General features: G+C 68.8%; 16 protein-coding genes and 1 pseudogene. 9 read left to right on the forward strand and 8 right to left on the reverse strand.

Annotated elements, in window-relative coordinates:
- Positions 1–19: 19 nt before the first annotated feature.
- The 3 genes from OG707_RS37395 to OG707_RS37405 all read right to left on the reverse strand — a co-directional run bounded on the left by OG707_RS37395 (position 20) and on the right by OG707_RS37405 (position 2,322).
- Positions 20–556 (reverse strand): cyclophilin-like fold protein, encoded by a 537-nt coding sequence (locus OG707_RS37395; RefSeq protein ID WP_329126322.1) that lies wholly within the window; start codon positions 554–556, stop codon positions 20–22.
- Between the two features lie 17 nt (positions 557–573).
- Positions 574–1,239: an SDR family NAD(P)-dependent oxidoreductase gene (locus OG707_RS37400; RefSeq protein WP_329126323.1), complete on the reverse strand. Its 666-nt coding sequence runs from the start codon at positions 1,237–1,239 to the stop codon at positions 574–576.
- A gap of 66 nt (positions 1,240–1,305) precedes the next feature.
- Positions 1,306–2,322 (reverse strand): zinc-dependent alcohol dehydrogenase family protein, encoded by a 1,017-nt coding sequence (locus OG707_RS37405; protein WP_329126324.1) that lies wholly within the window; start codon positions 2,320–2,322, stop codon positions 1,306–1,308.
- 212 nt (positions 2,323–2,534) lie between these two features.
- On the opposite strand from OG707_RS37405, the gene OG707_RS37410 reads away from it, so the two are divergent.
- The 3 genes from OG707_RS37410 to OG707_RS37420 all read left to right on the forward strand — a co-directional run bounded on the left by OG707_RS37410 (position 2,535) and on the right by OG707_RS37420 (position 4,886).
- Entirely contained in the window at positions 2,535–3,419 is an 885-nt protein-coding gene (locus OG707_RS37410) for a helix-turn-helix transcriptional regulator (protein WP_329126325.1), read from the forward strand.
- Between the two features lie 848 nt (positions 3,420–4,267).
- The gene (locus OG707_RS37415; protein ID WP_329126326.1) at positions 4,268–4,606 is read left to right on the forward strand and encodes a MerR family transcriptional regulator; all 339 of its coding nucleotides are present in this window, start codon (positions 4,268–4,270) and stop codon (positions 4,604–4,606) included.
- Positions 4,607–4,643: 37 nt separating this feature from the next.
- A complete protein-coding gene (locus OG707_RS37420) occupies positions 4,644–4,886 on the forward strand; it encodes a hypothetical protein (RefSeq protein WP_329126327.1) in 243 nt (80 codons plus the stop codon).
- A gap of 163 nt (positions 4,887–5,049) precedes the next feature.
- Here the strand turns inward: OG707_RS37420 and OG707_RS37425 are convergent.
- Positions 5,050–5,568 (reverse strand): annotated as a pseudogene (locus OG707_RS37425) (phosphoketolase); the annotation flags it as partial.
- A gap of 47 nt (positions 5,569–5,615) precedes the next feature.
- Here OG707_RS37425 and OG707_RS37430 point away from each other — a divergent pair.
- A complete protein-coding gene (locus OG707_RS37430) occupies positions 5,616–6,173 on the forward strand; it encodes a DUF5994 family protein (protein ID WP_329126328.1) in 558 nt (185 codons plus the stop codon).
- Positions 6,174–6,896: 723 nt separating this feature from the next.
- Here the strand turns inward: OG707_RS37430 and OG707_RS37435 are convergent.
- Entirely contained in the window at positions 6,897–7,199 is a 303-nt protein-coding gene (locus tag OG707_RS37435) for a hypothetical protein (RefSeq protein WP_443071512.1), read from the reverse strand.
- 62 nt (positions 7,200–7,261) lie between these two features.
- Entirely contained in the window at positions 7,262–7,576 is a 315-nt protein-coding gene (locus OG707_RS37440; RefSeq protein WP_329126330.1) for a DUF1003 domain-containing protein, read from the reverse strand.
- A 269-nt stretch (positions 7,577–7,845) separates the two neighbouring features.
- Between OG707_RS37440 and OG707_RS37445 the strand changes: the two genes are divergently transcribed.
- From OG707_RS37445 to OG707_RS37465, 5 genes are read left to right on the forward strand one after another with little or no spacing between them, the layout of a single operon-like run.
- The gene (locus tag OG707_RS37445) at positions 7,846–8,469 is read left to right on the forward strand and encodes a hypothetical protein (protein ID WP_329126331.1); all 624 of its coding nucleotides are present in this window, start codon (positions 7,846–7,848) and stop codon (positions 8,467–8,469) included.
- A gap of 13 nt (positions 8,470–8,482) precedes the next feature.
- On the forward strand, positions 8,483–9,220 hold the full coding sequence (locus OG707_RS37450; protein WP_329126332.1) for a CBS domain-containing protein: 738 nt from the start codon (positions 8,483–8,485) through the stop codon (positions 9,218–9,220).
- 16 nt (positions 9,221–9,236) lie between these two features.
- Positions 9,237–9,746, forward strand: coding sequence for a flavodoxin domain-containing protein (locus OG707_RS37455; RefSeq protein WP_329126333.1), 510 nt, complete (start codon positions 9,237–9,239; stop codon positions 9,744–9,746).
- A 12-nt stretch (positions 9,747–9,758) separates the two neighbouring features.
- Positions 9,759–10,217 (forward strand): cyclic nucleotide-binding domain-containing protein, encoded by a 459-nt coding sequence (locus OG707_RS37460; RefSeq protein WP_329126334.1) that lies wholly within the window; start codon positions 9,759–9,761, stop codon positions 10,215–10,217.
- A gap of 25 nt (positions 10,218–10,242) precedes the next feature.
- Positions 10,243–10,941 (forward strand): response regulator transcription factor, encoded by a 699-nt coding sequence (locus OG707_RS37465; protein WP_329126335.1) that lies wholly within the window; start codon positions 10,243–10,245, stop codon positions 10,939–10,941.
- A 371-nt stretch (positions 10,942–11,312) separates the two neighbouring features.
- On the opposite strand, the gene OG707_RS37470 is transcribed toward OG707_RS37465, so the two are convergent.
- Together OG707_RS37470 and OG707_RS37475 are read right to left on the reverse strand one after the other, a co-directional pair.
- The gene (locus tag OG707_RS37470) at positions 11,313–13,034 is read right to left on the reverse strand and encodes a sensor histidine kinase (RefSeq protein WP_329126336.1); all 1,722 of its coding nucleotides are present in this window, start codon (positions 13,032–13,034) and stop codon (positions 11,313–11,315) included.
- A 48-nt stretch (positions 13,035–13,082) separates the two neighbouring features.
- The gene (locus OG707_RS37475; protein WP_329126337.1) at positions 13,083–13,289 is read right to left on the reverse strand and encodes a DUF2180 family protein; all 207 of its coding nucleotides are present in this window, start codon (positions 13,287–13,289) and stop codon (positions 13,083–13,085) included.
- Positions 13,290–13,548: the final 259 nt, after the last annotated feature.

Raw genomic sequence — 13,548 nt, forward strand, 5'->3', positions numbered from 1 at the left:
GTACGAGTGGTGGGTGCGGTCAGGAGGCGATCTCGATGGTGATCCGCTCGGCCCTGGCCAGCTGTCCGGCGTCGGCGTCGATATGACCGAGGACGAGCAGGTCCGAGGAGGCGGAGGGGCCGTCCTGGTAGAAGAGGGCGAGGTTGCCCCACGGCGCGTAGTAGGCGATGTCGCCGACCCTGGGCGCAGACGGCTCGGGGGCGTCGTCGGTAGTGAGCTTGCGTGGCGGGTCGCCGATCCGCTCGGTGCCGTGGAAGTCCTTCAGATCTACGGTGAGCGGGAGCAAGGTGGCCAGGTCGTGGGCGGCGGGGCTGTCGTTCAAGGTCGCGTCGACGGGCTGGCCGTCGAGGGTGACACGGATGTCCATGGCAGTGTTCCTGTCGGATCCGGAGGGGGCGCGCAACGCCGTGGTCTCCTGCCGTCCCGCCGTAGCCGTAGAGGAGGACTCGGACGGCGAGGTCGCGTCCGGTGCGTCGTTGGAACACGCGGCGAGCGCCAGCAGCAGGGCGGCGGCCGGGGCGGCGCGAAGCAGAGTCCGCCGGAGTGTGGAGGGCATCGGCGTGGTCCGTCCCTTCACTCGGGCAGGGATTCGGCGTAGTGCCGGAACCCGTCGCGTTCGGTGTGCATCGCGTACAGGCGCTCGGCCAGGACGGCGGGGCTGGAGTGCTCGGCGTCGGGGCGGATCGCACCGGGGATGATCAGCTGGGCCGTGTGGATGTTTTCCGGCGCGAGTGCGTCGTGCAGCATCGCCGCGTACGCGCTCTCGGCGGCGAACGCGATCGAGGTGCCGGCCACCGCAGGGTTCGGGCGCACTGCGCTGGAGCCGTTGACGAACAGCAGGGTGCCGCGGCCCAGGGCCCGCATGCCGGGCAGGACCGCGTTCACGCAGGCGACCGGGGCTTTGACCGAGAAGGCCAGTGGGGCGTCGAGGCCGGTGGCGGTGGTGTCCAGGACGGGCTTCATGAAGTCGGCTTGCGGTACCGGGCTGTACTGCAGGACCTCGATCGGCCCCAGCTCGGCGGCTGCCGTCTTCAGGGCCAGGGTGAGTGAGGCGGCGTCCAGGACGTCGGCGGTGTAGCCGCGGGCCTGAATCCCGTCCCCGTGCAGCTTGCCGCCGAGGTGGCATAGGCGATCGGCGTTGCGCGCGATGAGTGCGACGCTGTGCCCGGCCCTGCCGAAGCGGTGAGCGGTGGCCAGCCCCAGGCCGGGGCCGGCACCGATGAGAGCGAATGTGGTCATGACGAATCCTTCGTGGGACCGCCCCGAGGGCGAGGCGCGGTCCCGTGTGCGGTGGTGAGGTGTGGGTCAGGGCTTCAGGAGGGCCTTGATGGCACGGCGCTCGTCCATCGCCCGGTAGCCCTCGGCGACCTCGTCGAGCGGCAGGGTGAGGTCGAAGACCTTGCCCGGGTCGATACGGCCTGACTGGACGAGGCCGATGAGGTCGGGCAGGTAGCGGCGTACGGGGGCAGGACCGCCGCGCAGGCCGACGTGGGAGAAGAACAGCTCCTGCCCGTCCACGGCGACCTCGTGGGGGACGCCGACGAAGCCGACGTTTCCGCCCGGCCGGGCGGAGTTCAGGGCCTGCCGCATGGCCTCACCGGTACCGACGCACTCCAGCACACTGTCGGCGCCGATTCCGCCGGTCAGCTCCTTGATCCGCTCGATGCCTTCCTCGCCGCGTTCGGCGACGATGTCGGTGGCACCGAACTCGCGGGCCAACTGCTGCCGGGAGGCGTGGCGGGACATGGCGATGATGCGCTCCGCGCCCATCTCCTTGGCGGCGATCACCGCGCAGAGGCCGACCGCGCCGTCGCCGACGACCACGGCGGTCGAGCCTGGCTTCACCTCGGCCGCGTCCGCGGCCCACCAGCCGGTGCCCATGACGTCGGAGACCGCTAGCAGGCTCGGCCACAGTTCCTCGCCCGGTACCTGGTCGGTGGCGACCAGGGTGCCCTGGGCGTTGGGGATGCGGACGTAGTCGGCCTGGCAGGTGGACATGAATTCGCGGTGCAGGCAGTTGGACTGGAAGCCGTTTCGGCAGTTCACGCAGGTGTTGTCCGAGGTGGCGAACGAGCCGATCACGAACTGGCCCGGCTTGACCGAGGTGACCTCGGAGCCGACTTCCTCGACGAAGCCGACGTACTCGTGGCCCATCGGATGCGGCTCATCGGTCGGCTCGGCGCCGCGGTAGGGCCACAGATCCGAGCCGCACACACACGTCACCGCCGTGCGGATGATTGCGTCGGTGGGGTGGAGGACCTTGGGGTCGTCCAGGGTCTCGAAGCGGATGTCGCCGGGGGCATAGATCATTGCGCCGCGCATGAGGGGTTCCTTTGCGAGCCGAGGCGCCGTACCAGGGGAGCGGCCGTCGCCGAGTGCAGGGCCAGGTGGATTTCCACCCAGCCGACTCACAGCCGGGCGAAAAGCACCACGTCATCCAGGTAACCCGCTCCGGGCGCGCGGAGCGAGGCACGGTCAAAGGGTGTACTGCCCGTACATCCCTTCCGTCGCGGGCGGGACGTACCGTCGAAGGCGTGGACAACCAAGCAGAGGTCCGCGAGTTCCTGACCTCGCGGCGAGCGAAGATCACCCCAGAGCAGGCGGGCCTGCCCTCCGGCAGCCGACGCCGGGTTCCCGGCCTGCGCAGGAGCGAGGTCGCCGCCCTGGCCGACATGAGTGTGGAGTACTACTCCAAACTCGAACGAGGCAACCTCGCCGGCGCCTCCCCGGCCGTCCTGGACGCCCTCGCCCGCGCACTCCAGATGGATGACGCCGAACGCGCTCACCTGCTGAACCTCGCCCAGGCAGCCGACGGCTCCGGCGCCCTCACCCGCCCCCGGCGGCGTCCCCCGCAGTGGAAGGCGCACCGCAGCCTGCAGTGGGTCCTGGACGCCGTCACCGCCGGCCCGGCCTTCGTGCGCAACGGCCGCATGGACCTCCTCGCCACCAACCAGCTCGCCCGTGCTTTCTATGACGACGTCTACGCCACGCCCCACAACCAGGCCAACCTGGCCCGCTACAACTTCCTGGACCCCGCCTCACGGCGCTTCTACCCCGACTGGGACCAGGCCGCCGACATCGCAGTGTCGATCTTGCGCACAGAAGCCGGCCGCAACCCCCACGACAAGGGCCTGCACGACCTCGTTGGCGAACTCTCCACCTGCAGCGACGACTTCCGCACCCGCTGGGGCGCCCACAACGTCCGCCACCACGGCACCGGCACCAAACGCTTCCACCACCACGCCGTCGGCGAGATGACCCTCGCCTACGAAGGACTGGAAATGGCCGCCGAACCCGGCCTCACCCTCACCGTCTACACCGCCGAACCCGGCTCACCCTCCGAAGAGGGGCTGCGCCTCCTCGCGTCCTGGGCCGCCACCCGAGATGCCGAAACTACCGAACCCTCCGCAGCGGGCTGAGCCTGGTTTGGCGAGCGCGAGAGGGACAGTCTCGACAGAGGTCGCTCGATGCGGGGCGTGCTGCCTGGCCATTCGTCCCGCGTCCCACCCTGTTCACGTGCCGGGGTTCGATTACCTCTCTGTCGGACAAGCGAAAACCTGTGTCGGCCGGAGTAGACATTGGGCGGTGGTGTGGTTATGGTTTCTCTCGTAGCCAAGAAGGACCGCAGGGCCTGGCAGACACGAACTGCCGGGCAGCAGTAGATGAAGTTGGCAGTGCGGTGCGGTGGTGGAGTTTCGAAGCCAGGGTTGTTGCAGGACGGCGACGGGGCTGACGACCGGACCGGGTGGCCCGCAGTGATCAGGGGCCGCCGCGAGCAGTACCGCAGTACCGCAAGTGCATTACCCGGCAGTGAAGTTGAGTGAGCAGTACCTCGGTGAAGGCGTCGGCTGCGGGCGCGCGCACCGGGAAGTTCGGCAGTGGGGTTCTAAGCCAGAGTGGATGCAGGAGTGGCGACGGGGCTGGCTGCCGGAGGGTGGCGCTTTCTCAGGTCACCGGCAGTTCGCATTACCAGCAGTGCGCAGTACCCCTTCGGTAAATGTTGATCAAGAGGGAAGAACGGAGGAGTTGAGCGCCATCAGGATCGCCCGGGTGGAATCGCTGAGCCCGGGTACCGCAGGACATCGATAGTGAGGTGGTCTCCGGTCAAGCAACCGCGATCCCCGCAGTTCCCGCCCTCTCCCGGGTGGGCATGCGGATACAGAAGGCCGACGCAGTACGAGGGTCGGCAGATGGTGTAGCAGTTCCTTCGGGGCCTTGGTGCCATATGGCACCAAGGCCCCTCCACGCGTTCCACAGAGAGGTGCAAATGACAGCAGACGATTCGTTCGGCCGTCTCGATGACGACGATTACCCCGCCTACACCATGGGCCGGGCCGCCGAGATGATTGGCGCCACCCAGGGTTTCCTCCGGGCCATCGGCGAGGCCCGCCTCATCACCCCGCTCCGCTCCGAGGGTGGACACCGCCGCTACTCCCGCTACCAGTTGCGCATCGCTGCCCGCGCCCGGGAACTCGTGGACCAGGGCACGCCTATCGAGGCCGCCTGCCGGATCGTCATCCTCGAGGACCAGCTCGAGGAAGCCCGGCGTATCAATGCCGAACATCACCGCGCCGCCGAAGCGGCAAAACCCACGACCTCAACCTGAGACGGCCCGGACCCGCGGCTACACATTCGCCGGACCCGTGGCAGTGCGTCTCGCCGCAGCCCACGGCGCCGACGTCGGCCGCTTCCGCGTACGAAGCCGCATCGCACCCGCACAGCTCGGCGAGCAGCTCGCCCTGCTCATCGACGGCGCCGCGGCTCGCACCCGCGTCCTCAACGCCGACGCCTTCCCCACCGCCGCCGCCATCGCCGCCGTCCTCATCGACAACGCCATCCCCGCCACGGCCGACGATGAGGGGGCACGGGAGGAAGCATCACGCTGACTTGGCGCTCCGCGGCCCGGCTTTGACGTGCTGCAGGTCGCGAGGCTGCACCGCTGGTAGGCGATATGAACCGGACGGCATCTGGCCCGGACCTGAAGGCTCTTAGGGAGCTGATGAGGAGTCCTCGTCTGCTGAGTGTGTCCGTCCGCAGGTGCACGGAAGCGTCGAGTTCCCCCTCGGGGATGCGGGATAGCACCGTGGGGTTGGCGATCTTGTAGCCGTTGAGGTGGAGGATCGGCAGGACGGCGCCGTCGTGCACGGGGTCGAGGAACTTGTTGGAATGCCAGGAAGCGGCGAGCGGTCCTGTCTCGGCCTCGCCGTCGCCGATCACGCAGGCGACCAGCAGGTCCGGGTTGTCGAGCGCGGCGCCGTAGGCGTGGGCGAGGGAGTAGCCGAGTTCGCCGCCCTCGTGGATCGAGCCGGGCGTCTCGGGGGCGACATGGCCGGGGCCCCACACGGAGAGCGCGTCGATGCCGCGCTCCTGGATGACGCGGTTGAGGTGGGTGTGGACGAGGTTCAGGCCGGGTGAGGTGACCGTCGGAGCACCTGGGGGTGGTGGCCTGTACGGGCCACCGAGAGGTACGGCGATGCTCGTGGCCGATCTCCTCCGCAGGAGTACCGTGAAGGCACCAAGGGCACTTCGTACTCCGGCATCCACGCGGGTCTCGTCCTCGGCGAGCATTGGCATCGGGGGCGGCCGCCGCGTCGCTCCGAAGGCGGGATCGCATCATGACCGCGACCACCACGTCCACCCGCACCACCCTTCCTCCTGTGACTCCCGTCGCCCGCTTGGCGCTGAAGTCTCTGACGGGAAGCGGCCTGCTCGACGGCGCCTGGTGGCCCCGCTCGCGCGACCTGGCCGCCGAACTCCCCGCCCTGGCAGACGTGCTGGATCCGCTGTGGGGGCGCATCACCCGCGTCGCCGTCAATCCCATGTTCTGGCCCGTCGTCCCGCGCAAGGTGGCCATCCGCGACCGCGTGCTCAAGGTCGGCTGGTTCACTCCTGAACTCGACCCGCACAAGCTGCTGTTGCTGTCCTACTCGACCGGCCGGTGGGACCTCTTGGTGATCCCGCCCGAGACGGGTGCCGCGGCTGCAGCCCGGCTCATGGCCGCCGCCTGCGCCGTGGACGGGCCCGCGCTGACTGCCACGGATTTCATCGCCGCTGAGACCGCACGTCACCACGATGTCGCCGAGGGCGACCGGCTGCAGAGTGCGCAGGCATGGTGGGAGTACGAGGGCGGTGCGGCCTCCACTCGTGCCGTTGCGACGGCCGCGGGGCGGTAACCGCCATGGGCGCCGCACTCACCGCCGCCGTCCTGCTCTTGATCACCATCGCCGCGTATGTGACCCACCGCCGCAGTACCCAGCACGCCGAAAGGACCACCTTGCGCACCTACATTCGTCCCCCTACAGGACGCTGGGCCGCCGAAGAGCTGAGGGGCGCCGGCACGCCGCTTCCTGGGTCTCTCCCGCCGGCCTCCCCGGCCGACCGGCACGACCATCGCGACGGGGGTCGCGGACGCTTCCGGGCGCGCCGCCGCCGTGACCGCCCCACGCACAAGCGGGCCCGCTGAGCGCAGTGTTCTCGTGCCGCCGACGGACGGCAACCCCATGCCGATCCGGGACTATGCTGCGGGGAGACGTCCCAGAACCCGGCGGTGCACTGCCGGCTCGTCTCCAGGTCAGAGGATCTGGCGGATTTGTACGTCGAATCCTCCCCTGCTCCGCCCGGTGAGGATTTCCACGGGCGGGAGGAGTTTCTGCACCGCTTGGCGGATGACGTACAGCTGCCGGGTTTCGACATGCTGGTCGCCGAATCGGAGGCGCTCACCGGGTGCGTATACGGAGCCCCGGTGGCGCGCGACGGCTCCTGGTGGGATGGATTCGACGGCGCCCGATCGACGACCTCACCCTGCTCATCGACTTGTTCCTCCACCATCCATGACCCTTGACCAGTAAGAAGGGCCAAGTCGCCGTTGGGCCTGTGTTTGGGTTCCGCGTGGCCGGCTACTCGACAGGAGCGTCCGACGGTCGGCTCGGACGAAGGCACCGGCGAGTTGAGGTCACAGCTCCCGGTGCCGTCCGCAGTTTCAGTGCGCGGCGCAGCTCGCGGTGCATCTGCTCGGGGAGCGGCTGATCTTGCGCCGAGCCGACCAGAGCCGTCTCGCTGGAGCACGGCCCCAGGACCATCACCATGCCGCGCGCCCGGTCGATCACCGCGCGGGTCGACAGCGTCCTGAGCAACTGGTCCTTCTCGGCCCGCAGTTCGAGGACCTCGGCCGCGAGAGCCTCGTCCCCCGTCAGAATCACAGCTCTCAAAGGCCGCTGTCCTTCGTCGGGCGAGCTGCCGCTCTCCTGCCGTACCGGGCGCGCTACCGCGGGTCAGGATTTTCCATCAGCCGGTGGTGGAGTTCCGTGGTCATGGCGTGGATGGCCCGGGTGAGTTCGGTGTTCGTCTTGAGCTCCAGTTCCTGCTCGACGAAGTCGTGGTCGGCCTTCGCCTGCTGGAACTCTGCTTGCCGGTTCTGCCCGATCATGACGAAGGTCGACAGGAAGATCGCCTCAAGGGATACGACCAGGGTCAGCATGGGCCACGGGTTGGACTCCACGAACAGCATCCAGAGCAGGAAGCCCGTCAGCGATGCGCAACTGGACGTCGCCCGCGCGCTTGGACCGGTGTGCAGCAACGACGGGATGGTGCTGCTGCGGGTCCGCTCGGTCGTTCATCTGAACGCGCCTGCTTCCATGGAGGGCCGTCACTGTGCGGTAGATGCTGCAGGGTGGCACTTCAGGAGTCCACCGCACCCGCCGCTTCGGTTCGGAACCTGAAAGGCCACGTTTTAGGGCCGGTTGGCCCTCTGTACGGTCCTTCGGCCCACAGCGCCACCACTGTGGGCGCGCGACATTGAAGAAGCCACCGCATTCGCGGTAGCAGTGTCGGCAAGACGGGTTCGCCATGGCAGTTCACGATCATTCGAGCGGGCGGGCCGGCCTACGGTTCCCCTCGCACCGCAAGGCACCGGCCTCAGCGGCATCGGTTGCCGCGCGTGACACCACCCGCTCGACGGCTTTCGCCACGGTCTTCGCGGGCGTGCGGATTCTGACCGGGTTCGTCTTCCTCTGGGCCTTCCTCGACAAGACGTTCGGCTGGGGTTACGCGACGGCTTCGGGCAAGGGCTGGATCGACGGCGGTTCGCCGACCAAGGGCTTCCTCAGCGGAGTTGCCGCAGGTCCGCTCCAGTCCACTTTCCACAGCATGGCCGGAGATGCCTGGGTGAACTGGTTGTTCATGCTGGGGCTGTTGGCCATCGGCGTCGCCGTGATGTCCGGTCTGGCGCTGCGTTTCGCCGCGGTGGCCGGCACCGTGATGATGGCGCTGATGTGGGCTGCCGAGTGGCCGCCGGCCCAGCACCTCTCGAACGGTCAGCCGAGCATGTCGTCCAATCCGTTGGTCGACTATCACGTCCTGTACGCCGCGATCCTCATCGCGCTCGCACTCGGCCACGCCGGCCGCGTCTGGGGCCTGGGCCGCGGCTGGGAGCGCATAGCGATCGTGCGCGACAACCGCTGGCTGAGCTGAGAGGGCACTCCTCATGCGGCACAGCAAGATCGGCTCGGTGATGACGGGTGACGTGGTGTGCGCCGAGTTCGGCACCCCGTTCAAGGAAGTGGCCCGTCTCCTCGCCCACCATCGGATCGGTGGTCTGCCCGTCGTGGACGGCGACGAGCGAGTGATGGGGGTCGTCTCCGGCAGCGACTTGATGCGCGACCAGGCCCGCACCGCACCATCCCCCGAGCCGCGGCAGCGGCCACGGCTGCGGCTCCTGCCCCAGGGGCGGAGCCAGTGGGACAGGAACGTCAGCGTTCAGGCGCATTCGGCCGGTCAGCTGATGTCGAGGCCGGCCGTGACGGTGCATGCCGAGGACACCGTCGCTGTGGCTGCGCGGATGATGGCGCAGCACGGGGTGGAGCGGCTGCCGGTCGTCGACGAGGAGGACCGCCTGGTGGGCATCGTGACCCGGCGGGATCTTCTCCAGCTCTTCCTGCGTCCGGACGCGGACCTGCACCGTGACGTTGTGGAAGACGTCCTGGACGGGGCGCTGCGCCTGCCGCTCACGGCTGTCTCCGTCGATGTCCACGACGGGGTGGTGAGCCTCGCGGGTGAGGTGGAGCGGCGCATCGAGGCCACGGTCGCTCAGCGGATGGCCCAGCAGATCGACGGTGTCATCGATGTCGTCTCCGAACTGACCTGGCGTATCGACGACAGCGTCGGCGAAACGGTGGACGCGGAACTCAAGGACGTCGCGGATGCCTGGATCGACAAACTCTGACGGCAGGGGACCGGCCATGGCACGGCGAGCACTTGTTGCGTACGGAACGAAGAACGGTTCGACCCAGGGGATAGCCGAGGCTGTCGCAGCCGCCTTGCGAACCCACACGGTTGAGACCGAGGTACATCCGGCATCCGAAGTCGAGGACGTGAGCCCGTACGACCTGGTGGTGCTGGGCGGCGCCCTGTACGCGGGGCGCTGGCACCGGGATGCCGTGCGGTTCGCACGCCGGCATCGTGCCGCGCTGCTGGAGCGGGCGGTGTGGCTCTTCAGCAGCGGTCCGCTCGACGCGTCGGCGACACAGCGGGACATCCCTCCGGTACGGGGCGCCCGCCGGGCGGCGGCGCATCTCGACGCCCGCCGGCATGTGACCTTCGGCGGCCGGCTCGAAGCCGGGGCGCAAGGCCGCATGGCACGCATGATCGTCGAGTCCGGACGCGGCGGGGACTACCGGGACTTCGACCGGATCGCCGCGTGGGCCACGGGTATCGCCGAGGAGTGCGCCGCAGAGGCACAGTTGCGATGAAGGGAAGAATCCATGTCTGTCCTGACCAGCATCCTCAGCGGGCTTCCCACCGAGCACCGTACGCGAGTGGCGGATCTTGCGCACGAGGTGTCCTTCCCTGCCCAGGCACGCCTGTTCAACGAGGGGCAGCATGCCGACCGGTTCTGGGTCGTTCGGTTCGGTACGGTCGCTCTCGACCTGCATGTTCCCGGGCGGTCTCCAGCAGTCATCGAGACTCTGGGGCCAGGTCGACTCGTAGGATGGTCATGGCTGTTCGCGCCGTATGTGTGGCAGTTGGGGGCAACGGCGCTGCGGCCGGTGGGTGCTGCGGAGTTCGACGCCGCTGCCGTGCGGGAGTTGTGCCGGAGCGAACCGGAACTGGGAGCGGCGGTGGGGCTGTGGGTTGCCCAGGTGCTCGCCCACCGGCTCCACTCCACCAGAATCCGCCTGCTGGATCTTTACGGGCCCGCCGGCAGTGGACCACCGCGCTGACGACACTCGACGCCCGGAGGGCAATGTGAGCCAGGAACGCGTCTTCTCAGCGGAATCGCCGATCCGGGTCTTCCTGCTCGACGATCACGAGGTCGTACGACGAGGCGTGCACGACCTCCTCGACTCGGAACCGGACATCACCGTGATCGGCGAAGCGGGAACCAGCGCGCAGGCCCTGGTCCGTGGTCCGGCGCTGCGCCCTGATGTCGCGATCCTGGACATCCGGCTCCCGGACAGCGACGGCATCACCGTCTGCCGCGAACTCCGAGACCGCATGCCGGAGTTGGCCTGTCTGATGTTGACGTCGTTCGACGATGACGACGCCCTGCTGGACGCGATCATGGCTGGGGCCGCCGGGTATGTCCTGAAGCAGATCAAGGGCTCGGATCTGGTCACGGCGGTGCGGACGGTGGCGGCGGGGCAGTCGATGCTCGACCCGGCGACCACCGGGCGCCTGATGAGTAGTCTCCGCGGACCCGCCGTTCCCGTGCAACCTCCCTCAGAGGCAGGGCAGTTGGATGCGCTGAGTGTGCGCGAACGGGAGATACTGGATCTGATCGGCGAGGGGCCCACCAATCGGCAGATCGGCAAACGCCTCTATCTGTCGGAGAAGACCGTCAAGAACCACATCTCGCGGCTCTTGGCGAAGCTCGGCGTCGAACGCCGGGTGCAGGCGGCGGTCCTGGCCGTCCGGATGGAACCTCTGCCTCGCAGGGATGCGTGACTCGGCAGAGCCGACGGAGCCCTGCCCTGGCGGGTATCGCAATCACGGACCCGGCACCGTGGTGTGAGAGGGTGGATGGTGTGGTCCAACGCGCCCTACCGCCCGGTGTGGAGACGCTCTACGCTCAAGGTGAAGGGAAGGGATCTCCTCCCTTTCCGTAGAGCGAGGCTCCCTGCCCCTGAGCTGATCGAGGCCGGCCGGAGCCGTATCGCCGACATCACGGCTCCAGCCTCCGTCCTCGCGGCCGCTCGAGGCAGGGGGAACTCCCGCACCCCTGTGGTCGATTGAGGACACCGCACGTGGGGGCGACGTATCCGGGGGGAACAGTCGCCCCCACGTGCGCGCTCATCGTGAGGGCTGGCACGGAACCGCTAGCGGCGATCGGGAAGCGGTACGGTCCAGCACAGAAGGGTGCCGCCCTCGGTCGGCGCGGTCAGCGTGAGGTCGCCGCCCAGGTTCAGCGCCCGCTCGCTGAGGTTGCGCAGCCCGCTGCGGTGTCCGCCTGCGCCGATGCCAACTCCGTCGTCGGTGACCGTGAGGGTGAGTTGCTCCTTGCGGACGATGAGCGCGATCTCCGCGGACGACGCGTGTGCGTGGCGGACGACGTTCGCCAGCGCCTCGCTGAGTACGGCCACCACCTCGTCGGCCATGGTGTGCGGGACGTCGTTGTCGAGCAGTCCCTCCATGCGCAGGGACGGGGTGAATCCGAGTGCGGGGACGGCTTCTTCGGCGGTCCGGGAGGCGTTGGCCCGCAGGCCGGGACCGACTGCGGTCGCGCCGTGGGCCCGCAGTCCGAAAATCGTGGAGCGGATGATCTTGATGGTGGTGTCGAGGTCGTCGACCGCCCTGCCGATCCGTTCGGTTGCTTCCGGGTTTTCGACGAAACGCTGCGCGCTCTGCAGGGTCAGTCCAGTGGCGAACAGCCTCTGGATGGCCAGGTCGTGGAGATCGCGCGCTATCCGGTCGCGGTCCTCCAGTACGCTCACCTGCTCCGCGGCCTTGCGCCGGTCGGCGAGTTCCAGCGCGAGGGCGGCCTGTCCGGCGAAGCCGGGCAGCGGTGCGATCTCCTCCGGGGTGAAGGGTGTGCGTCCCGCGGCGCGGGCCAGCAGGAGGACCCCACGAGCTCCGTCCCTCGTACTCAGCGGAACAGCGAGCGCGGGCCCCAGCCCCTTCCAGCGCTCGGGACGGTAGGTCACCCGCGGGTCCGTCGCCACATCCGCGGTGACAATCAGCTGTCCTGCGACCAGCGCTGACCCCGTCAGGGTTCCCTCGCGCGGCATCCGCATCCCACGGTGCACCGCGGCCCCCTCACCGAGCGCGAGTACCCCGCGCAACTCCTGGGTATCGGGGGTCAAGAGGTCGACCACGCCCAGGTCGGCCGAGGTGATGGCCCGCGCCCGGTCCAGCATCAGCTCCAGGACTGTCGTCTCCGGGGCGCCGGAGAGCAGACCGCTGGTGAGCTCGGCGCCGGCCGCCAGCCAACGCCCCCGCACCTGTGCCTCCGCGTACAGGCGGGCGTTGTCGATCGCCACCCCGGCCGCAACCGCCAGGGTCGACAGGACGGCCTCGTCCTCCGCGTCGAACTGCGCACCCCCTCGTTTCTGTGTGAGGTAGAGGTTGCCGAACACCACTCCGCGCACGCTCACGGGCACGCCCAGGAAGGAGTGCATCGGTGGATGGTGCGGGGGGAAACCGTAGGAGGCCGGGTGCTCGGACAGTTCTCTCAGCCGCAGCGGCTCGGGATGGCTGATCAGCTCGCCGAGGAGCCCGTGGCCGGCGGGCAGTGCCCCGATCTGCGTGTGCTCGGCGTCGCTGATACCCACCGTGACGAACTGGGCGAGGCGTTGATCCGGCCCTATCACTCCCAGTGCGCCGTATTCGGCATCGACCAGGATGGCCGCGGCCTCGGTGATGTGCCGCAGCACCTGTGAGAGATCGAGCTCGCGTCCCACCGACAGGACCGCCTCCAACAGGCTGTGCAGACGCCCTCGAGTGCTGAGGACCGCCCGGATCTGCGCCTGGAGTTCTTCGAGCAGCACATCCAGGCGCAGCCGTGGCACGGTTTCGGACAGTGCGGGTTCCTCGGCGTTCAACTGTGGTCTCCGCTCGCTCGGCCGGCCTGGAAGGGCGGTGCCGCCACGTCAGAACTGGTGCTCCGCGTCATGACAGGTGAGGCAGGTGAGGCGGCGAGCGGGAATCTTGAGGGTGGTGAGTCCCGTGCCCTCCTCGCGGTGGATTTCGGCGGCGCCGGTCTTGGTGTGCTCAAGGCAGGTGGCGGCGCCGCAGCGCGTGCACACGGCGGTGGCAGCGGTGGTGATGCCGCGCTGGAGGCAGTCGTAACAGTTCATGATTCCCTCGGCTCTCTGGGGTGTTGTCGGATACGGCGGGGTGGGAGTAGGAGGTCCTCCGGGCAGGAGAGCCCCATCACCGTGCCGGGCAGGGCCAGTGGGAGCGCAGCGGGGAGGAACAGTGCGTACATGACCTACCGCCGGGATCTCGGTGCACTGTCAAGGGGCGCGGGGCCGGACGACATGCCCCGCTGGACGCACCGGGGGTGCTCAGGAGCCCGTGTGGAGATAGGGAGACGCGGACCCTGCGGCAGATGGT

It is taken from the genome of Streptomyces sp. NBC_01465 (assembly GCF_036227325.1).
Classification (GTDB): domain Bacteria; phylum Actinomycetota; class Actinomycetes; order Streptomycetales; family Streptomycetaceae; genus Streptomyces.

Excerpts from the sequence above, each read along its gene's own strand:
- OG707_RS37395 (WP_329126322.1), bottom strand. The coding sequence starts at position 556 with ATGCCCTCCACACTCCGGCGGACTCTGCTTCGCGCCGCCCCGGCCGCC.
- OG707_RS37400 (WP_329126323.1), bottom strand. The coding sequence starts at position 1,239 with ATGACCACATTCGCTCTCATCGGTGCCGGCCCCGGCCTGGGGCTGGCC.
- OG707_RS37405 (WP_329126324.1), bottom strand. The coding sequence starts at position 2,322 with ATGCGCGGCGCAATGATCTATGCCCCCGGCGACATCCGCTTCGAGACC.
- OG707_RS37415 (WP_329126326.1), top strand. The coding sequence starts at position 4,268 with ATGACAGCAGACGATTCGTTCGGCCGTCTCGATGACGACGATTACCCC.
- OG707_RS37430 (WP_329126328.1), top strand. The coding sequence starts at position 5,616 with ATGACCGCGACCACCACGTCCACCCGCACCACCCTTCCTCCTGTGACT.
- OG707_RS37445 (WP_329126331.1), top strand. The coding sequence starts at position 7,846 with ATGGCAGTTCACGATCATTCGAGCGGGCGGGCCGGCCTACGGTTCCCC.
- OG707_RS37450 (WP_329126332.1), top strand. The coding sequence starts at position 8,483 with ATGCGGCACAGCAAGATCGGCTCGGTGATGACGGGTGACGTGGTGTGC.
- OG707_RS37455 (WP_329126333.1), top strand. The coding sequence starts at position 9,237 with ATGGCACGGCGAGCACTTGTTGCGTACGGAACGAAGAACGGTTCGACC.
- OG707_RS37460 (WP_329126334.1), top strand. The coding sequence starts at position 9,759 with ATGTCTGTCCTGACCAGCATCCTCAGCGGGCTTCCCACCGAGCACCGT.
- OG707_RS37475 (WP_329126337.1), bottom strand. The coding sequence starts at position 13,289 with ATGAACTGTTACGACTGCCTCCAGCGCGGCATCACCACCGCTGCCACC.